This window comes from Pseudarthrobacter sp. S6, assembly GCF_050156575.1.
Taxonomy (GTDB): Bacteria; Actinomycetota; Actinomycetes; order Actinomycetales; family Micrococcaceae; genus Arthrobacter.
In genome coordinates, this window is the sequence record NZ_CP189581.1 from 2,601,339 (window position 1) to 2,619,924 (window position 18,586).

At 63.1% G+C, this 18,586-nt stretch carries 19 protein-coding genes and 5 pseudogenes; 5 read left to right on the plus strand and 19 right to left on the minus strand.

What is annotated here, in order from left to right; translation table 11 throughout:
• From ACQCS0_RS12415 to ACQCS0_RS12430, 4 genes are all read right to left on the minus strand, one after another.
• Entirely contained in the window at window positions 1–447 is a 447-nt protein-coding gene (locus tag ACQCS0_RS12415) for a CDP-alcohol phosphatidyltransferase family protein (RefSeq protein WP_426938476.1), read from the minus strand.
• 69 nt (window positions 448–516) lie between these two features.
• Window positions 517–921, minus strand: coding sequence for a VOC family protein (locus ACQCS0_RS12420; protein WP_426938477.1), 405 nt, complete (start codon window positions 919–921; stop codon window positions 517–519).
• Window positions 922–933: 12 nt separating this feature from the next.
• Window positions 934–1,131, minus strand: a complete 198-nt coding sequence (locus tag ACQCS0_RS12425) for a hypothetical protein (RefSeq protein WP_426938478.1) — start codon at window positions 1,129–1,131, stop codon at window positions 934–936.
• Between the two features lie 21 nt (window positions 1,132–1,152).
• On the minus strand, window positions 1,153–1,572 hold the full coding sequence (locus tag ACQCS0_RS12430) for a hypothetical protein (RefSeq protein ID WP_354223992.1): 420 nt from the start codon (window positions 1,570–1,572) through the stop codon (window positions 1,153–1,155).
• Window positions 1,573–2,020: 448 nt separating this feature from the next.
• Between ACQCS0_RS12430 and ACQCS0_RS12435 the strand changes: the two genes are divergently transcribed.
• From ACQCS0_RS12435 to ACQCS0_RS12445, 3 genes are read left to right on the plus strand one after another with little or no spacing between them, the layout of a single operon-like run.
• Window positions 2,021–2,713 carry an MSMEG_4193 family putative phosphomutase gene (locus ACQCS0_RS12435; protein ID WP_354154885.1) on the plus strand — a complete coding sequence of 231 codons (693 nt, stop codon included), beginning with the start codon at window positions 2,021–2,023 and terminating at the stop codon, window positions 2,711–2,713.
• 24 nt (window positions 2,714–2,737) lie between these two features.
• Window positions 2,738–3,292: a DUF3090 domain-containing protein gene (locus ACQCS0_RS12440; protein WP_426938479.1), complete on the plus strand. Its 555-nt coding sequence runs from the start codon at window positions 2,738–2,740 to the stop codon at window positions 3,290–3,292.
• Complete coding sequence (locus tag ACQCS0_RS12445) at window positions 3,292–4,059, plus strand: SCO1664 family protein (protein ID WP_426938480.1); 768 nt, start codon at window positions 3,292–3,294, stop codon at window positions 4,057–4,059. The genes ACQCS0_RS12440 and ACQCS0_RS12445 overlap by 1 nt, the downstream gene beginning before the upstream one ends.
• Window positions 4,060–4,169: 110 nt before the next feature.
• On the opposite strand, the gene ACQCS0_RS12450 is transcribed toward ACQCS0_RS12445, so the two are convergent.
• From ACQCS0_RS12450 to ACQCS0_RS12480, 7 genes and pseudogenes are all read right to left on the minus strand, one after another.
• Window positions 4,170–4,958, minus strand: a complete 789-nt coding sequence (locus ACQCS0_RS12450; protein WP_426938481.1) for an EcsC family protein — start codon at window positions 4,956–4,958, stop codon at window positions 4,170–4,172.
• Window positions 4,959–5,158, minus strand: a pseudogene (locus ACQCS0_RS12455) (IS110 family transposase); the annotation flags it as partial. It lies immediately after the preceding gene.
• A gap of 168 nt (window positions 5,159–5,326) precedes the next feature.
• On the minus strand, window positions 5,327–5,515 hold the full coding sequence (locus tag ACQCS0_RS12460; protein ID WP_426938482.1) for a hypothetical protein: 189 nt from the start codon (window positions 5,513–5,515) through the stop codon (window positions 5,327–5,329).
• Window positions 5,516–5,702: 187 nt separating this feature from the next.
• Entirely contained in the window at window positions 5,703–5,981 is a 279-nt protein-coding gene (locus tag ACQCS0_RS12465; protein ID WP_426938483.1) for a tyrosine-type recombinase/integrase, read from the minus strand.
• Between the two features lie 102 nt (window positions 5,982–6,083).
• Entirely contained in the window at window positions 6,084–7,562 is a 1,479-nt protein-coding gene (locus tag ACQCS0_RS12470; RefSeq protein WP_426938484.1) for a sialidase family protein, read from the minus strand.
• 873 nt (window positions 7,563–8,435) lie between these two features.
• Entirely contained in the window at window positions 8,436–8,798 is a 363-nt protein-coding gene (locus tag ACQCS0_RS12475; protein ID WP_426938485.1) for a tetratricopeptide repeat protein, read from the minus strand.
• A 182-nt stretch (window positions 8,799–8,980) separates the two neighbouring features.
• Window positions 8,981–9,160, minus strand: coding sequence for a hypothetical protein (locus ACQCS0_RS12480; RefSeq protein ID WP_426938486.1), 180 nt, complete (start codon window positions 9,158–9,160; stop codon window positions 8,981–8,983).
• Between the two features lie 424 nt (window positions 9,161–9,584).
• On the opposite strand from ACQCS0_RS12480, the gene ACQCS0_RS12485 reads away from it, so the two are divergent.
• Entirely contained in the window at window positions 9,585–10,037 is a 453-nt protein-coding gene (locus ACQCS0_RS12485; protein WP_354162411.1) for a hypothetical protein, read from the plus strand.
• Between the two features lie 300 nt (window positions 10,038–10,337).
• Here the strand turns inward: ACQCS0_RS12485 and ACQCS0_RS12490 are convergent.
• The 6 genes and pseudogenes from ACQCS0_RS12490 to ACQCS0_RS12515 form a co-directional block, all read right to left on the minus strand.
• Window positions 10,338–10,933, minus strand: a pseudogene (locus ACQCS0_RS12490) (amidase family protein); the annotation flags it as partial.
• 11 nt (window positions 10,934–10,944) lie between these two features.
• A pseudogene (locus ACQCS0_RS12495) lies at window positions 10,945–11,271 on the minus strand (amidase family protein); the annotation flags it as partial.
• Between the two features lie 218 nt (window positions 11,272–11,489).
• Window positions 11,490–12,130, minus strand: a pseudogene (locus ACQCS0_RS12500) (transposase); the annotation flags it as partial.
• 32 nt (window positions 12,131–12,162) lie between these two features.
• Complete coding sequence (locus ACQCS0_RS12505) at window positions 12,163–14,403, minus strand: putative transposase (RefSeq protein ID WP_426938487.1); 2,241 nt, start codon at window positions 14,401–14,403, stop codon at window positions 12,163–12,165.
• Between the two features lie 150 nt (window positions 14,404–14,553).
• Window positions 14,554–14,794, minus strand: a pseudogene (locus ACQCS0_RS12510) (IS1380 family transposase); the annotation flags it as partial.
• Window positions 14,795–15,094: 300 nt separating this feature from the next.
• Window positions 15,095–15,820: an endonuclease/exonuclease/phosphatase family protein gene (locus tag ACQCS0_RS12515; RefSeq protein ID WP_354184104.1), complete on the minus strand. Its 726-nt coding sequence runs from the start codon at window positions 15,818–15,820 to the stop codon at window positions 15,095–15,097.
• A 125-nt stretch (window positions 15,821–15,945) separates the two neighbouring features.
• Between ACQCS0_RS12515 and ACQCS0_RS12520 the strand changes: the two genes are divergently transcribed.
• The gene (locus ACQCS0_RS12520; protein WP_426938488.1) at window positions 15,946–16,971 is read left to right on the plus strand and encodes a restriction endonuclease; all 1,026 of its coding nucleotides are present in this window, start codon (window positions 15,946–15,948) and stop codon (window positions 16,969–16,971) included.
• A 58-nt stretch (window positions 16,972–17,029) separates the two neighbouring features.
• Here ACQCS0_RS12520 and ACQCS0_RS12525 read toward each other — a convergent pair whose 3' ends face one another.
• Both ACQCS0_RS12525 and ACQCS0_RS12530 read right to left on the minus strand, forming a co-directional pair.
• On the minus strand, window positions 17,030–17,812 hold the full coding sequence (locus tag ACQCS0_RS12525) for a hypothetical protein (protein WP_426938489.1): 783 nt from the start codon (window positions 17,810–17,812) through the stop codon (window positions 17,030–17,032).
• Window positions 17,813–17,848: 36 nt separating this feature from the next.
• A complete protein-coding gene (locus ACQCS0_RS12530; RefSeq protein ID WP_354184482.1) occupies window positions 17,849–18,571 on the minus strand; it encodes a hypothetical protein in 723 nt (240 codons plus the stop codon).
• Window positions 18,572–18,586: the final 15 nt, after the last annotated feature.

The following is an 18,586-nucleotide window of genomic DNA, read 5'->3' on the forward strand; positions in this document are numbered from 1 at the left end:
TCAACGGAAAAGGGGACGCCGCACTTTGGCGGCAGGAGATCCGGCCCCGCGGCCGCGCTCCAGCTCGACGACGTCGCAGGTGAAGGAGAACACAAGCAGCGCGAGGGCCCAGGCGAGGGCCGTTGCAGCAAAAGCCGGGGGTACCCCCGGGACAAGCGCCAGAAGCAGTGCGAACGGCTGGAAGGCGCCGATTGCCTTCCGCGCTGCGCTCGCCGGGAGGCTTCCGCGAAGGTGGGGCCGGAAGTAGCCGGCGGCCTGAAAAACGTAGTAGGCGGCTCCGATACAAATGGTCCAGAAGCCGATGGCGGCCGCAGTTACGAACGATAGAACCAGCACCAGAGCGGCATCCGTGCTGGTGTCCAGGCGTGCTCCCGCCGCTGATGCTGTGCCGGTACGCCGGGCGACCGGACCGTCGACGGCGTCGAGAATGAAAGCAGCGCACCCCACGACGACGAGGAGAGGGTCCGCCGGGCGCCCAGTGAACAGCCCCGGTACATGCAAGCCCGGATGCCGGGCCTACCAGGCGGACAGCGCTTCGAATCTGACTGTCAGTGACCCGGCGTCATCCCGGGGTGAGAACGCAGAACTCGTTGCCCTCCGGGTCGGCGAGGCACACCCATGAACCATCGCCTTGGCCGCCGTCGGCGTACGTGGCGCCCAGAGCCCGCAGCCGGGCCACTTCTGCCGCTTCCCCGCATGATCGTCGTTCACCTCGTGCAGGGTCCAATCCGTAGCCTCGCCCCAGAACCGGGCCATGGCCCGCAGGTCCGCGCAGTCGACCACCACAGTGGCGATCGGCCCCGTATCCCGGTAGATCGGTCGCGGCTCCAGCACACAGAACACATGTCCCTCCGGGTCGGCCAGGACCGTCCACGGCACATCACCCTGGCCCACGTCGGCAGGCGTCGCACCGAGTTCCAACAGGCGCGCGACCTACTCCGCCTTATGGGCCGCAGAGGTGGTGGCGAGATCGAGGTGCGCGCAGTACATCACCGTCTCGGGGTCCGGGACGGCGACGACACCTACGCAGAACGCGACCGGCCAGACGAAGACCACGGGCTCAACATTGGTCACTCCGGTTCCTTCGCTGGAAACACCCCCGCCGAGGGCCTCCGGTGCGAACAGGCTCACGATGGCACCCCCTATCGGCACTCACGATCGCGGCCTGGTGTCGGGAAGGAGCCCTCCTATGAGTCCCGCCAGGGCTGCCGGAAGGGCGATAAGACCGGTGATCTGTGGAATCAGAGATGGGGGCGTCATGATCATGGTAGCCATGCCCACCAGCACTGCCGGCGAGGCAACGCAGATCGTCACCCAAAGCGGGTTACCGCGGACCTGCGACCATATTGCTGCTGCAAGCGATATGGCAGACCCGGCGAGCATTAGCAGCCTGCCAACGCGCAACCGCTCTATGAACTCCGGGACCGGCGTGTAGATGAAGAATGCTGTCCGTTCTAGGGCAATCCCTGTGACGACGATGGAGACAACGACCAAAACCGCCCAGGGCAGTGATCTTGCCCTCCACCACCGGCGAACGACGTAGCGTTCGTTGCCGTTCTGCGAACTCGTCACAGGGCGAGCCTAGCGGGCCTCTCAGCTTCACGCAGCACCCAGTGCATTCTCCTCGCCCGCCAGGCCGCCCGCCGGCCACGGGAGTCGACGTGACTCATCTCCAAGAATGCGCCGAGAGGTCGGGTCTGGGGTAGCAATCAGCATGATCGGAACCGAGTAGTCATTGGCCGCCGTCTTTCCGGTTCAATGGTTCGGTGGCGCCCACGATACTCGCGCTGAGACATTGGGGACAAGGGGTGCTCGTTGCCTCCTGAAACGTCGTTCGGTCGGAGTTGTATCGGCCCCCGGTTGTCGCCTCGACCCTCCCACGCGCCCACCGTCGGTCACCCCGTCGTGCGGTCCTTTGAACCTGGGGAGGACCGGTTCTACGAGCACACCACGAGGAAGCTATTCCAATTTCCAAAGTGTGGGCAAACACAGCCATCGAGTGGACGGTTAGGCTGGGTGGATGGCGACAGTTATTCTCGTGCGGCACGGCCGCACCACAGCCAATGCCACTGGACTGCTGGCCGGACGGGCCTCCGGTGTCAGCCTGGACCAGATCGGGCGTGAGCAGGCGGCTTTGACCGGAGAGCGGCTCGCGGCCGTGCCCGTAGTTGGGGTGGTATCGAGCCCTCTCGAGCGTTGTCAGCAGACCGCCCAGCTCATCCTTGATCGCCAGGCTGGCGCTCCGTACGCGCCGTTGGAATCCGATCTTACCGAGTGCGATTACGGCCAGTGGCAGGGCCGCACGCTCAGTGATCTCGCAACCGAAGATCTGTGGTCGGCCGTGCAGTCACAGCCGTCCGCCGTCATCTTTCCCGGCGGTGAATCCATGGCCGCGATGCAGGCTCGGTCGGTGGCAGCGATTCGACGCCACGATGCAGCCTTTGAAGCCGAGTACGGGACGGGGGCCGTGTGGGTGGCGGTGAGTCACGGTGACATCATCAAGTCAATCCTCGCCGACGCGCTCGGCATGCACCTCGACCTGTTCCAGCGTATTAACGTGGGCCCTGCCTCCGTATCGATCGTGCACTACGGCGCGCGCCGGCCGAGCGTCTACGCGACCAACACCGACGCGGGGGATCTGTCATGGCTGTCGAACGGCCTCAACCCTGGCGATGCGCCGGTGGGTGGCGGTGCAGGGCAGAAGGCCACATGAACCTCATGTGCCTAGAATACTCATATGCCTACACGTGTTCACGAGTTTGCCTGGCCTGATCGGGTCGTCGTTGGCACCATTGGCCTTCCGGGGGCGCGAACGTTCTACCTGCAGGTGCGCGCAGGGACCCAGATCACAAGTATTGCCCTGGAGAAGCAGCAGTCGGCTCTGCTCGCAGAGAAGGTCGACGAATTGCTCGACCAGCTTCTCGCCGTCGAGGGCAACCCCCACAGCATTCCCACGAGTACTCCGATCGAACTCGTCGACAATGACCAGCTCGAGGCCGTTACGGAGCAGTTTCGGACCGGCGCCATGAGCCTGGGTTGGGACCCCGCGACGGCGCAGGTCTTAATAGAGGCCTACCCGATCACCGATGTCGACCCTGACAGCAACGACGAGTCGCTTGATAAGGACGACGCTGACGTGCCCGAAATGCTGCTGGTGCGGATGCCGGTTGGCACCGCGCGCGCATTCGCTAAGCGCACGCGTGAGGTTGTGGGCGCCGGGCGTCCCGCATGCCCGCTCTGCGGCTACCCCGTAGACGCCGACGGGCACGTCTGCACCCTGCCCGAGGTCTGATGCCGGCGTCCGACCTGCTGACTGCCGAGCTGACGCTTACCGGCCGTATCACGACGGCGTCGAACGCCACCTTCCTGGGCAGCATCGGCGACACGAAAGTCGTCTATAAGCCGATAGCAGGGGAGAAACCGCTGTGGGATTTTCCCGACGGCTTCCTTGCCCACCGGGAGGTTGCCGCCTACCTGGTTTCGGAGGTCCTCGGCTGGAACGTGGTGCCACGCACCTGGCTGCGCGATGGTCCGTTCGGCGAAGGGATGGTGCAGCTGTGGCAGGAGACAGACTCCGACCAGAACGCGGTGGACCTCGTTGCGTCGGACGACGTACCGGAGATCGGCTGGAAACACGTCCTCGAGGGCCAGGATGAGAACGGCCGGACGGTCGCCCTCATACACGAGGACTCTCCGGCGCTCAGACGCATGGCGGTGTTCGACGTCGTCGTGAACAACGCCGACCGCAAAGGCGATCACATCCTTGCCATGTCAGACGGACACCGGCATGGCGTGGACCATGGGCTCACCTTTCACCGTGACCACAAGCTGCGCACGGTGCTGTGGGGGTGGCTGGGAGACGCCCTGACCGTCGAGGAACTCGAGGGCATCAATCGTGTCAGCGAAGGACTGAACGGTGAGCTGGGCCGAAACCTGGCGAACCTGCTCAGCGCCGAAGAAATTGCGTCGCTTGCCGCGCGCTGCGCCCGGTTGCGCTTGGCGCGTCGGTTCCCAGCTCCGAGCGGTGAGATGTCGGCGGTGCCCTGGCCGCTGTTCTAAGGGAATTACGGCTACGGGCTTCGCAGCATGCTTGAAGGCCGGAACGGTTACTGTCCAGGACTTGCGGGGGATGCCAGCAGGGGAGCTGAGACCGACACAGCTGCCCTTGCCTAAGGGGCCTCCGCGGACGGCTCGCTGTCTGAATGGGTTGCGAGCGCGGCTGGCAGCGGCAACCCATACTTCTCGCACAGGAATCGGGTCTGGCAGTACCGCTGTGCGTCGGCGGCTACATTGCCGAGGACCGCTGAGTTCATACCGGCACCAATGAGGATGCCCACGAACGGCACCACCTTTGCAACGTTCTGAACCGGAACCTTGGAGCCGGCAGGACCAAGGTGCTGCAGTAACTTGTCAAGGGCGGCCAGCAGACGGTGGTCGGCGCGGAGTTTGTCGGACCACCGAACACGTCCATTGATCGCTTCGGCTGCACGGGCGACTTCACGCAGCGGCGCGACCTTGGCTGCTTGCGCCACGAATGACCGGCGTACCAGGCGTTGGATGAAGATCTGCTCATTGGGGTCTTTTGCGTCGTAGCCGTAGGAGTACGCGATCCGCGATGCAATCGATGTGCTCAAGACTTGGATGACAAGAATGTCCGCTGTCATCGCGACAGGGATCCCGGCCACGGGAGTCAGAGCCAGCACACCCATCGTCCCACCTTCCAGCGCGCCAGCTGTCCGCCACGTCAGGGTGTTGAATTTCAGCAGCCGGTCGCAAACCTTGAGGTCGTGCTGCCGCAGTTCGGTAAAACTGTTGAGGTCCAGACCTCGCTTGCGGGCGAGCTTCTCAACGCCCTCAGGGTCGTTGAGCTCCATAGCCCAGTCGTTGACCAGCTCGAGAAGCGCTGCCGCGCCGGCGATTGCGGCGCGGGGAACAGGGCAGGCCGTTCGGGTTGGCATCTATCCGGTTGCCGTGAGGGGCTCGATGGTGACTTTGTAGCCCAGGGCTTCGAGTTGTCCGATCGCGCGAGCCTTGGTTTTCGCGGGTGCGCGCCGGGTGAAGTAATCGGCTCCCGGGGTCATTGTAGAGTTCGCCGGTGGCGAGCATGTGCCAGGCCGGTGAGCATGACGTGTTCGACCGCGACGAGTGCCTTGACGGGTCAGCGACGGAACGCGATGCTCCGGGGTGCGCTGGCGGCGTTGGTCGAAAGGCAAGCTGATCGATTTGGGGCGCGAGCCTAGGGATTTCGACATCGTAGAAACTCCCACGGCCTTCTATGAGGAGCGCAACAAGGAACTCCAAGAAAGGATGGAGCGGCGGCGGCAAGCTACGAGTAAATGATGAACGCCTCGTAAATGATTCTGGGACCCGTCCGGCTGCGTTGGTCCGGCACCACGATAGTGACCACCTGGACGCTCACCTGGCCTGATTCGTAGTTTTTGATGACCCCGTTCACGTGGTCGGTTAGAAACTTGGCCGAATCGACGGGTGGGATGTGTTCCATCTTTGCCGTCATTGCTGGGCTCCTAGCTGGGGTAGTTCCTCCCCATGGTCATATGCTCCAACCCCAACGGTTCAGCGACAACCCTAGGCCGAAGAATTTTCTACACGACAGTGGACGAAATCAATGCCTGATGCAGACAGACTCGACACGGACGAGGCTCACAGGATTCTGCCCCGTCCCGCTTCGAGGGGAGCCGAGCCTACGCCAGCGACCGCGCCACGTAATAGCCGGCCGGCTTCGCCAGCCCGTACAGCGACCGGTCGTACCGGCGGGTGGTGCGCGGATCCGCCTGCCCCAGGCTGTCCTGCAAATCATGCGGGGCCATCCCGTTGTCCAGAGCGATCGTCGCGAAGGTGCGCAGGCTGTGCGGACTGGAAGGGGCCGTCCCTGCGCGATCGAAGAGGATGTGGCACGCCAGACCCGCCCCGAGGTCACCGTCAGGGTCCATCTTGATCTCATAACTGACTCTGGGGTCCACTGGTTCTATGCTGGGCGAGAGCTCGAGGTCGACATCAGGATGACGACCGTGCGGCTTGAGTCCTTAGCCTTGGCCGGTGCCTGCCGTGTGCGGGCGGCTCGCCTACGGCGCGATGACCGTGAACACGGCGTCGGTGCGGTTGGACGTGTTCGCGTCGTTGGCCCGCATGGACAGCGACGCGAACGACGAGCCGACGGGGGCCAGACCGACGTAGTCGCCCACGAAGAACCCGCGGGCCACGGGCGCCGTCATCATGTCGAATGGGCCGTGCACGTGCGTCTCGTCCCCGAGCGCAAGAGTGCCCACTGGGGAGGAGGTGAACCAGTAGTCCGTGGGAAGCGTGCTCGTGTTCCCCACGGTGAGGTTCCGGAAGTCGTAGTATGCGACGCCGACCTTGCCGCCGGCGACGCGGACGCTCGGGGTGAACGCCGGGACGCCCTTCGGCGTGTTGGCCTGCGCTGGCGCGCTCCAGGTCGCGCCGCCGTCAGTCGACGTCGAGATCGCGACCTCATCGTAGTGCCCGCCGTTGAACCGTGAGTCCTGCCACACGACGTAGAGCTGCCCGGTGGCCGGGTCGACAGCTGGCTCTGGGATGATGTCCCCGGTCCGAACGGCCGCACCCGTGTTGGGGTCGGTGACGCCCACGGTGTTGAGCTTCGCGATGACCTGCGGGGCCGTCCAACTGGCGCCCCCGTCCGTGGACTTGGTGTAGGCCACGTTGAGCCCGTGCAGCTTGTCGATACCGTTCTTGCCCGCGCCCAGGATGAGGTCGAAGAAGTTGTACAGCGTCCCGTCCGGGCCGACAACGATCTGGTTGCCGATGGTCTGCTGCTTGTTGCCGGTGTGCACGATGACCGTCGGCGGGCTCCACGTGGCGCCTGAGTCCGTCGTCTTAGAGAAGAGCGTTGGTCCCTTGTAGGCGGACGCATGGGCCGTCGCCCGTGGGTTATCGGTCGGTGAAACGAGCCGGTCCCACACTGCGTAGGCCGTGCCCGGGATCAAGGGGTCAGCAGTGACGGACTCCTTGTCGTTGAAGAACTGTGGAGACCCGAGGTCTTCGATCAGGGTCTTCGGCGCAGTCCATGTTGCTCCGCCGTCGTGAGAGGTCGAGGCGAGAACGGCATTATCGTAGCCGACGCCTTGGAACGAGATGGATACCGAGTATGCTGTGCCGTCCGGTCCTATCGAGACCCACGGGTCCGAGGCACGGTCGTAGCGGGAAGGTCCGCCCGCGGCGCAGGCCGAGAACGGCTGGGCTACCGTGTTCCAGGTCGCGCCCCCGTTCCTCGAGTAACCGGCCACGAGACCGCGCGCGCCGCCGTCGGACCAGCGGTCCTGCTGCCACACGCCGATGATGTTGTTGGAGTAGGCCGGATTGACGGCGACCCACGGCTCGACCTCGGCGTTCGGGTAGTTCACGGCGCCGGGAGCGGAGCCCAACGTGCAGGCCGAGAACGGGCTGGCCCCGCTTGCAACGACCAGGGGGCTGAGCGTCGCGGCGGAGGCTCCGGACATGTTGAGCAGTAGCGCGGCCGGCAGCATTGTGAGAAGTGCGGCTCGGCGCAGGCGTCTGGCGATCATTGGGTTCTCCTATAAGGGTGGGGGTGCTGGGTGCGGGTGCAGGTGCGGGTGCGGGGTCCGCTACTGGCCTGTGCGTTCCGGGAAAGTCCAGCTCACGAGGTCATCGAGCGGCTCGACCTCGAACGCGGAGGGCCGGCCGCGACGGCCTCGGCGAACCCGAGGCTCGCGCTCATAAGTAAATTGCGGCGGTCAAGGAGCCTTTCCTCTCTTGATTCCGCACCGGGCGCTCCGTCCGAGCAGGAATATGGCCCGCGTCACAATGAACTCGGCAACCGAGACTCAGCATGACGGCCGGATCCGTTGACGCCCAGCGCTTTCCGGATTCGGCGCCCCGGCGGTGCGGTATCTATAGCGATTGGGGGATTGCGCACAGACACGGCGTCCTTTTCTTCTGCCAAGTCGCGGGCGTCCCAGCGCCAAACCGTGAAATGATCCGTTATTGAGGAATTTGGGAATTCACGCTAGCAACGGCATGAATTCAGTGCTTCTTAGATTGGCCCGACAGTTGGATGCTGTCAATACGGTACGGTTGCCCCGGCGCATCTCCCTGATCTTCGCGCGCTCCTGATGTCCAGGATCACTTCTGCCAGGCGAGAGAATTCACGGCACTCGCCCAATCATCAGGCGCTCTCGCTCGCTTGATTCTCATTTTCAACAAGTCCTCTAGATTGACCTTTCAGTTGGAAATAGCCATTGCGGCGCGACTTCGCCTTGCCGCACACGTCTGCGTCCTCGGGTGATCGAGGCCCAGCGAGGTATCAAAAACGGCCCGTGCCCGGGCGAAGAGCCCCAGCCCTTCCGTCATGATGCCTTGTTCGCAACGCAGTGCCGCGAAGTTATAGAGCAACTCCCCTATCTCGACGTGGCTTTCGCCTAGACTGCGCTCTTTAATCTGCAAGGCCCGGCAGAAGTTGACGCTGGCGGCGTCTGGGTCACCGGCCTTCTGATGTGGATGCTTGCCAGATTGTAGAGCTGGACTGCGACCTCGTAGTGCTGCGGGCCGCAGAGCGACTCCCACATCCGAAGGGCCGTTTCGAGAGACTGCTTCGCTTCCTCAAACCGCCCTTGGCCAGCCCAGACGGCGCCAAGAACTGACAGGTCGGCCGCGATTCCGACCCTGTCCGGAGGCTGGGCACTTCGGCGGAGCTCCAGAGCGGTATGGATGTCAGGTTCCGCTTTGAGGTGCTGGCCCTGGATGTGCAACAGGCCAGCGAGGTTGTGATGCAAACTCGCCAATTCCAGGGCATCGGTACCGAGCGTGGTCTCTATCAGCAGTCGTGCTTGGGCGTAATGGAAGGCGGCTTGGTGGTAGTTTCCGGTGGCCTTCGCAAGTATCCCCAGCGCATTGTGGACCCCTGCTGTTCGGAGCGGCTCAGCACTTTTCTGCTCCGCGAGTGCGCGGGCATGGAACAGAGCTGTTAGGGCCTCTCAATGCTGAAATTTCGACGGACGGAGTCCTGCCCCTGCACGGATTCCCCGCGGCGTGCCGGCGCTTCGTCAACATTGGCGGCGTCGAAGCAATCCACGGCCGCTTCCAGGTCATGCGCCGACAGGGATGTGATCCACCGTTGCGCCACCGCCTCCGGATCGCTACTCATGCACCCAATCGTGAAGGTTCACGGACAAGTTGGCAACATAACGCGCGGCGCTTTTCAACGGCCGAGCCGCCTGAATATCGGTAATCTGGCCGGAGGAGACAACACCGCTCCCGCAGAGTCATAAGGGCGAGGGTGCCCGCGAAGCCGTTACAGCGCGAGTGCGGTTGCTTCCCGGGTGGTGAACGTGGAGGAAGTCCCGGCGGACCCGGACCTCTTTGGCGAACACCCGGCCCTGCCACCCCGCGGTGGGGCCCGCAGGGCGTCGTGGACACAAAGGTAGCCATAGATTCCTGCAGATCTTGTGCGACATGTCGGGCCCGAGTATAACGGGGAGCCTGAGCAGTAGTTCAGCTGGGACGCATTTTCGCATGGCGCCCTGGGCAGGATTGGATCACAAACTAGGAGGATTACCATGCTTCGCCGCATGCTTGTCGTACTTCTGGCCGCAGCCCTGATGTGGGTCGGAGCACCGGCCTTCGCCGCCGGACCCATAACGCAGACCATCACCGAGAAGGATCTCGTCGAGACCTTCGTTGACGTTGTGCCCAGCTGCGAACCGGGCGGGCCACTCTACACGATCACCACGACCAGCAACTTCGTATCCCACGAAACGATTTTCGCTGACGGCCGGGTTCATGCCACGTTCACCGAGACGGGGACCTTCGTCGCCGTGCCGCTCACGGCGGGCCTCCCGAGCTACACGGGCAAGTTCACGGTCTGGGGCGGCTTCAACGACGTCGGCAAGGTCGTCGAAGGTACGTTCACCTTCAACGTGCGCGGGACGGGATCGGACGGGTCGACATTTACGAACCATGTCGACGACCACTTCAACGTCCGACCGAACGGCACAGTCAACGAATTCTTCCACTGCCACTGAGAGCAACGACACGACCGATGCCCCGCCGGCCCCACATCGGATATCAGCCGGGGCGGGAACATCGCGACTGCCTCCCAAGATCGACTCGCCCCTCATGAGGCTGGCCGGGCGAGCGGAGGGTGACGCACATCCACGGGCACGTCTCGCTGAGTGGTGGAGTTTCTCGACACCGAGCGGATCAGTTATCTGAGTTCGGACAAAATCGCCTCCTCGATGGGTTCGGCGGGGGCCGTGTTGGGGTCTGAGGAGGATGGCCCGCGACGGCTGGAATGAGGCGGTGACGCCGGCCAGAGTCTGCTGGTACAGGGGATCGGTCTGGGACAACAGTGCCGACGGTGAAATTTCCGCGATGGTGGCCCCGGCTGATCTAAGCGCGGCGACCAGCGAGGTCAGCACCTCAACCACGGTTGTGTCGACGGTGCAGTTGGGATCATCGAAAACAACAGCGAGCCGGTGGCCGCCCAATGTCGAGTGGCGCGGCCCAGGCAATTCGAGGCGCCATGCGTGGGCGGACCGTGCGTCGGGACCGGCCAGCACGTCGAGCCCCAGGTTCAGGTCATCGGCGCTTCGGCCGAGCGGTCCCAGGGTGGCGAATTCGGGTTCGGCGAGAATGCCCGGAGTGCCGGGGATATGTCCACGGGTCGCGATGATGCCATGGCTGGGTTTGAGTCCGAAGACGCCGCAGTTGGCCGCCGGAATACGGATGGATCCCCCAGGTCACTGCCGAGCTCGAAGCTTGTGTGTCCGGCCGCGAGAGCGGCGTCCGATCCTCCGGCCGAACCGCCGGGTGTCCGGCTCGCATCCCACGGGTTGGTGGTCCGGCCGAACAGCGGATTGTTCGTCTGGTAGTCCGTTGCGTACGGCGGCGTGTTCGTCTTGCCGAAGATAACCCACAGGCTGCCCGCAGTCGGGCCGCCGCGTCCGCGTCACGAAACGGGATATCCCCGGTCAGCTCCGGGGCGCCGGCGGTGGTGCGCAGGCCGGCTGTCTCGAGGACATCCTTGACTGTCATCGGGAGCCCGCACAGCGGTCCGCTCGGCTCGCCACGCACCAGTGCTTCATCCGCGGCCGCTGCCTGTGCCCGGGCGGAGTCCTCATCGATGGTGATGACGGCGTTAACGGCGCCGCCGTCCTGTTCGGTCCGGTGCAGATAGTGATCCAGCAGCTCGCGGCTCGATACCTCGCGCCGTCTCAGCGCCTGGGTAAGACCGGGCCGACATAGTGCTTGGATAATTCATGGTCACTCCTTAGCCTTGATCCACCGATCGGGTTCGGGTCGTGCTGAATCCTGAATTTTGCCGGGTTTGTGTTTTTGGGCAGGAGTCATCGCCGGACCTCGCTGCCGTTGGTGTTCCACGTTTTGGTTCCTGGTTGCGCCGGACCGGCTGGATGGACGGGTCCTACGCTGTTTGCGGTGGGGGACTCTAGCATTCGGAGCCGGACTCTTCATCCGCTGGAAGCGATCCGGGCGGGGACGTTGATGAGGTTGCGCCGGATGGTCCCGGTCCTTGCCTTGGCAAATGGCCCTGCGGCGAGGATCCCCGCGGTGCGGGTGAGGTTGTAGGCCATGACCGAGGCGACCAGCCAGGCCGAGTTCGCGGCAAAGTTGCCGGAGGCAGGTGGGCCAGGGCACTGTCTTTCAGGTCGGCGTTAACCTGCTCGATCCGGGCGTGTTTGCGATGGGTCTTGTCCGCTGCGACAGTGCCCAGTGTTGCGGCCGGGACGGTGGTGAAGAACGCGTGGAAGCGATGCGTGCCGAACAAGGCTGGCTGGTCCTGGGTGGCTTTGGGGTTCAGCTCGGGGATGCGGCGCACCACCAGCCGCCCGGTAATCCGCTCGCTCTTTTTCCGGGAACTGAACGCGGAAAATTGGATCTCTGCGACTTCCGCCGCAGAGATCCACATTTCGGAGTCCTCGTCGAAGAGGGCGTTGGTGTACTCGATGGCCTCCCATGCACTCTCGGGGATGGCGGCGATAGCCCGTTTGACGGCCGGGTCCATGCGCACCGTCACGGAGACATCAGCACCTCCGGCCAGGGCTGCGGCTACCGCGGCGTGGCCGTAGTAGGCGGAATCAAAACGGCACAACACCTTCCCCGTGGCCCCAGGACTCTGGACATAGCGTTTTAATTGTTGGCTGACGTTTCTTTGTTTTTGATCTCGAATCGCAGAATTCGGTCGGTGCCGGGGTAGCGGGTTTCGGTGGTGTTGAGGTGGGTGCAGAGTTCGCTGATCGCGGTGGTTGCCCGTTGGGTGGGGAGCGGGTCGAGGCGGATTGTGAGGTAGCCGTCGATGCGGGGGTCGATGTCTCCGCTGCCGGTGAGGACCTGACGGATCAGGGTGTGGGCTTCGTCCTCGCCGCGGGCGTAGCCGGTGTTGGTCCGGACCTCCCTCGCCAGCGTTGATGCGGTGTTGAACGCGGCCATCCGGATCGCATGGCTGAGCAGTTTCGTCTCGCTCTCCAGGACCCGCTGGCCCGGGGCGATCTCGCCGAGCGGAACCCGGGCAGGGATCCCCTTGTGGGCTGCCTGCGCGGCCTCGAGGGCGGTTTCGGCGCTGAGCAGGTCCGCGGTGATTTTGTTGTGCATGGTGTTGGTGATCAGGACAGTGTGTGTTCCTGGCGGCGGTGTCCGGGCCGCGAGCATCGCCGCGTCGGTGTCGGCCAGGGTCTTCTCGTACCGGGTCCTGGCGGCGAGGACCTGCTGGTAGGCCTTGCGTTTTGCCGGGTTCGGCACCGAGCGTTCCGGATCATCGTCAGTGGATGTGTAGGCGTCGTGGGAATCGAGGGCGAAGCGGATCCGGGCGTAGCGGAAGTAGTTTTCCTGCCGCCACCTGGCGCCCATCCGGTAGATGATTTCCCCGGCGGTCATCTCGGTGTTGGTGGTGAGGATGTGGATCTGCCGCACCCTGCCGCCGGGGGTGTTGACCTGGCGGGACAGCTGGCGCATCGGAAACACTTCCCCGGTAGTGCCTACCGGCACCTCCACGGCAGTGTCGGCCGCTTCCCAGGCACGGGTTTGTCCGTGCCCGTCGGTGTGAGCGACCTCGGTGAACAGGGATGCCGGAACGTCTTCGGTGGTGCCCTTGCGCCAGGTCAGCACATCAAATTTGTTCTCTGCCATGTGCTTGAACAGGGCCGGGGACCAGCCTCCCCGGTCGAAACCGACCAGGACCCGGCGGTCATCGCCGATGATGGTGCGCAGGGTTGGCAGGAGCCGGCGCAGTTCCCCGGTCAGCGCGGCCCCGGGCTCGGCCATGACCACCAGGACCGGCGCGCCGGCAGCGTCGGCGACCCAGGTCTCCTCGGTCGCCGGGACGGGGAACTTCAACCGGGTCGAATGGACCTTCCCGATCTTCCTGGTGCCCTGGTAGGCGCGGACATGTCCGTCAACGTAGAGCACCGCGGCCAGATCCCCACCTCCTTCGTTGCTGCCGTTGAGGTGCCTGGCAGCCATCGCGGTGAGCAGCTCCCCGGCCTTGCCTCTGCTGGCCAGCGCGGCGGTTTTGCGGCGGAGGGTTTTCACTTCCGGGGCGCGGTCCAGGCCGAGGACCCGGCCCAGGGCTGCCGGGTCGATCCGGGTGATCCCTTCGGCGCGTGGTTCCCCGGCCAGGGCCTGGAACACGGCGCCGGTCAGGATGGTCTCCAACCCGTAAAACCCGTTCGGCAGCGCCCCGAAGGTCTCCTTCGCGCACTCCAAAAGTCCCGTGGTCTGCAGGGCGGGCAGGGCCAGCAACAGCCCGGCCAACGGCACACGGGCCGCGGGGGTGAACACCGGTGCCGCGCACTCCACCAACCCGGCCCGGGCCCAGGCCCGCTCTCCGGACCGGTCCACCGGTGCCGGCAGCACCGGCAACCCGGCTGCCGGTGCTGCTGCTTCAGATGTGGCGAGCGGATCAAGCTTCACCGGTTCCGGACCGGTGGGCACCGGCATGGCCAGTGTCCGTCGCACGCTGAATTCGGAGACGCCCACCTTTGCTCCAATCGCCCGCAGCGACAGTCCGGTCGCCCGCAAGGCACGGATTTCGGACATCTTCGGTTCCGTCAGCCGGCTGGGCCCCTTCGGACCAGGCTTCTCCGGGGCCAGACCCAACACCCCTTCCGCGGCCAGGACCTGACGCCACCGCCACAAGGTGATCGCATCAACACCGAACGCGGCAGCGATCCCGGCGACCGAAGCGGCTTTGATGTCCGCCAGTTTCGCCGCCGCGAACCGGCGGGTCGCGATGTCCTTCTCGTCCCAGGCGTAGGAGAGTTCCCCATGAACGAACACGCGCCCACCCGTGGCATCCTCCAGCAGTGACGCCGCGAGCCCTATCGGCACCGCTCCGGCATACATTGCTTGAGGAAAAGGCAGTTGGGCAGTCATCACGCTCATCATGCCACCCCTCCAAAACCGAACAATCTATTACTTAGATTCTATCGCAAGAGAAGGAGGATTAACAGCCGTACCCATAACAAAAACACCGGAATCCTGCGGAAGTCAGTCGAACACCATCACCCCATGTCCAGAGTCCTGGGCCCCGGTGCGTTTGAGGGCGCCCGGCGCGTCGGTGACGAACCGCTTGGCTCCGCGGGCCGAGTTCGTCCCGCCCTTGCGCAGCCGTTGGCCGACGATCACCGGTGCGGTGTCTTCGGCGGAAGCGGTGGCGATCAGGGCGTTTCAGCCCGCGGACCCCGGAGTACCCGTAGCCGGAGCCCTGCTTCTGGTACCCGTGGACTTCCACGATGGTGTCGTCCACGTCGACGAATATGAAGCCTTCCCCGTGGTCGCGGGCATGGTCGCCGGCGCTGACAGCATTAATGATATGGCGTTGTTGCAATGTAGATGGACAGGCTACTTGGTCCTGGGGACCGTTCTCCTGTCCTCTAATTTCACGGTGGTCTTGGCCTGTTACCGTCTCTCTGTGGACAGCCAAGATGGTCCTTATCTTCACCGGCAGGAACGGCCCGAAGGTTAGTCCAGGCAGGGCTCGTGGGAAGTCTCCACTTGCCGCCGGCAATTCGGTGCAGCGCGCACGAAGGTTGCTGAGCAGGCTTCGGCGCCTTGAAACCGCGTGTTACTGGGCGATGTCCAAGATCAGCGGCATGTGGTCGCTATGCGCCAACCAATCTTCGGAGTCCCCTACGCGAAGATCGGCCGGGATGCCGTCGCTCAGGAATGCGTAGTCGATGTGATGCCCGAAGCGGAGGTTCCGGGTGTGAAAGTACGTTTTCGTCGGCTCCGCCCCTTGCTCGTTCACCGCGGCGCGATGGTACACGCTGCTCAGCCCAAGCCCAGTAAGCTTTTCGACCAGCATGCTGTGGTTCCTACCCGGATGCGCCCTATCCCAGACTGTGTTGCTGTTGAAGTCCCCCATGAGCAAGGCGTTGCCGCCAGTAAGGAATCCAGCGTGGCGATCCACCATTTGATGGGTAACGCGAACATACCTGAGCTCGCGATTCAACTGATGCGCCCAGAGGGCAATGATGTTGAGGCCGTCGATCGAAAAGGGAAGATGCCAGGGCAAATTGGGATCTGCGCGTTCGGAAACTTTGTAGCGGGCGTTGGCGAATCCAATAACTCCGAGACCTTTGTTCAGATTGCTGCCGGTCCATGCTGCGAAGGGTTGCTCAGCCGCGGAAATGTCTTTCTTGGCGACCTCTTGGAGAATGACGACGTCAGGCTGCAGCGCCTCGATCAGGTGGCGTTTTTTGTAGTAGGCCATGGAACAGTTCCACGAGACGATTCGCACTGGGGTCCTTTGTGTTGGGCAAAAGTGCTGTTGGCATCCTACCGGCGCCACTTATGTGAAGGCAGCTTGGACACTTCCGGCGATGCACACGGGCACCGTAGATCGGCCGTCCTCATCGCCGACGATAGGCTGAGCGAGAACAAGTCAGGCAGAGCCGAGGAAAGATAGGGACCGCCGTGGTCGCAGTATGGGGAATCCACAACGATGCATTGTCGAACGAACTGCTCGACGGCGGTTTTGTCAGCATCGGATGGGATGCCATTCCTGACATCCGCAACATCGGGAGCGACCGCGATCTCCTTAAGAAGGCATTGGAGCAGGCCTATCCCGAGGCAAAGGCTGGTGCCATCCCCGTCTGGGCCGGAATTCTCCTCCGCTTCGCTTACGAGATGAAGAAGGGCGACATCGTCATCGCTCCCTACCGCGCCGACAGCACACTGAATTTCGGTGTCATCATTGGCGAGTACGAATTTCTTCACGACGCTCCGGTGCACCCGCACCGTCGGTCTGTCCGTTGGATCAAGACCGGAGTCTCTCGCGGCCTGTTCCCACAGAAGGCCTTGTATGAAATCGGCTCCGCACTGACGTTGTTCAAGGTCAAGAAAAACGTCCAGGTATTCGAACGATTCCTAGAATTCGGAGCCGAGGACATAGCTCAGGAAGAACCCGAGGGGATTGAACCGGAAACCGTCGACGAGTGGATCGAGACCGAGCCAAGTGCTGCCCGTTTGGACCAGTTCACCCGCGACTTCATCCTGAAAACTCTGCTGCAAGATCTCTCCCACGAAGAGTTTGAGCATTTCACAGCCGACCTCCTTCGAGCCATGGGGTACCAAGCACGAGTCACGCCGTATTCATCAGATGGTGGCATCGACGTCGTTGCGCATAGGGACCCCTTGGGACTCGAACCGCCAGTGATCAAGGTCCAGTGCAAACACACCAGTACCCAGCAGTCGCGGCCTGATGTCCAGCGTCTAAGCGGCACCCTGGCGCACGGCGAACTTGCACTCTTCGTCTGTCTAGGCAGCTACAGCAAAGACGCCGTCGGTTATGAGCGCGAACGGCAGAATCTGCGCCTGCTCACTGGTGCAGACGTCGTAGAACTGACACTCACGCATTATGAGAAGCTGGCCCCGCGATGGCAAACACGTATGCCCCTCCGCCAGGTCTACGTGGTTGACCGCGCGAACGAGGGACGCTGAGCCAGCCCTCGTTGGTAGCTAGCCAATCCCCAAACAAGGACACCGCCCGGCCCGACGGTTAGGCGTGCCACTCAATCGACGAGCATATGGACTCCGCGAGTCGGTGGACGGCTGTATTGACGGAGGGGTCCGTCGTCGAGAAGGCAGCGATCTGAGTGCGGATCACGTCCGACAACTCCGGCCAGTTGATCCAACAGAAGACATCAGGGATCCGCTCAACCAGCCCTTCCAAAGCTAGCTGCTCGTTGTTGGCTCGCCGTAGGACGGACTCAAGTTCCGAAGAAATGGCATCTTCGAGCCTCATTCGACCCCTACCCCTGACCAGAACCGGAGGCTTTGCTCCTAACAGCAAGATCAGAGGCGTGCGCGTTCCTGCATGCGCCATCGTTGCCAAATACTCCCTTGCCAACTGCTCTGGCTGGTACGAACTCGCCCTGACACGCTTCGCCTCAACGAGGACAAACGAGCTCGGAGACGTGATGAGGGCGTCTGGCTGCACCACCAGTTGGTCATTTCCCGACCGATTCGGCGCGAGCGCCATGTCCCCGGGCAGGAATCGAAGATCGGCCTCTTCGATCTCACTAATCAGGACGTTCCTAGCCTGTTCGGCACCCTTGGCGGCACGCATTGCCGCACCAAGGAAGTGATCGCGGGGAAGGAAATCCAGGGCCATCATGACTTCTGCGCTCAGTACGTTTTCTCGTCCGCGGCCGCCTTGCCGGTAACTGGTGGCGCGTTCCCACGAGACTTCCTCGAGCAGCTTCCCGACCATTGACATCGCAGTGTCAGGCAAGACTTTCACAAGCATTCCTTCCCCAACCCAAATGAAGTAGTCCTCCACTGCGGCACCCTTGCCTAGCCGCCTATTCAACGCTCCTTAGTTGAGCTCATCCGCCGTGAAGATTTCGCGACCCGATACATGGCGCCAGATCACGTGGTCGAGCCGTCTCGGCTGCGTTGGGTAGTTTTCTGCAACTTGTCCGATCAGCTCGGCCGTCTGCATAGGTGTGATGTCTTTGCCTTCCAAGCCTGCGTGCTCTGTCACGAAGCGGATAACCATTCGGTCAGGCTTCACGGACTGGAACCCGCAAAGAATAAGGAAGTAGTTGAACGTGACGCCAGAGGACTGGCTCGGCAAACACAGCCAATTCTTCTTGAGTTCAGCTAGGGAATTGTCTATGGAGTACGCGGAATGGACGCCTTCCCGAGTCGTGATGTCCAGCTTGTTCTGGAGCGCCTCAGCGGCTCGCTTGACGACCTCGGCTTTCAGCAGAGCGTTTGGCCTAGTATGAGCCGGCTTGTGGTTGTTCACAAGATCTGCCCAGCCAGCACTTCCCCCGACATCCTCGAAAGTAGCCAGTAATTCTTTGGTGCCGTCCTGATCAGCGTCACCACCCTGACCGAGCCGGTACGCCCGATACTCGCTCACGACGTTGATGACACTTTGGTAGTGCGAACCCGTCGAGAAGATGGAATCGATAATGGAAAGAGCCAGGCCGTGGGGATAGCCGCCTGCCGTAATCCAACGCGACTCATCACCGAACAATGACCGGCATTTCTCTGTCAGTGTTGCTGCTTCAGAACTGTATTCATATGTCATATCCGGACTCTAACA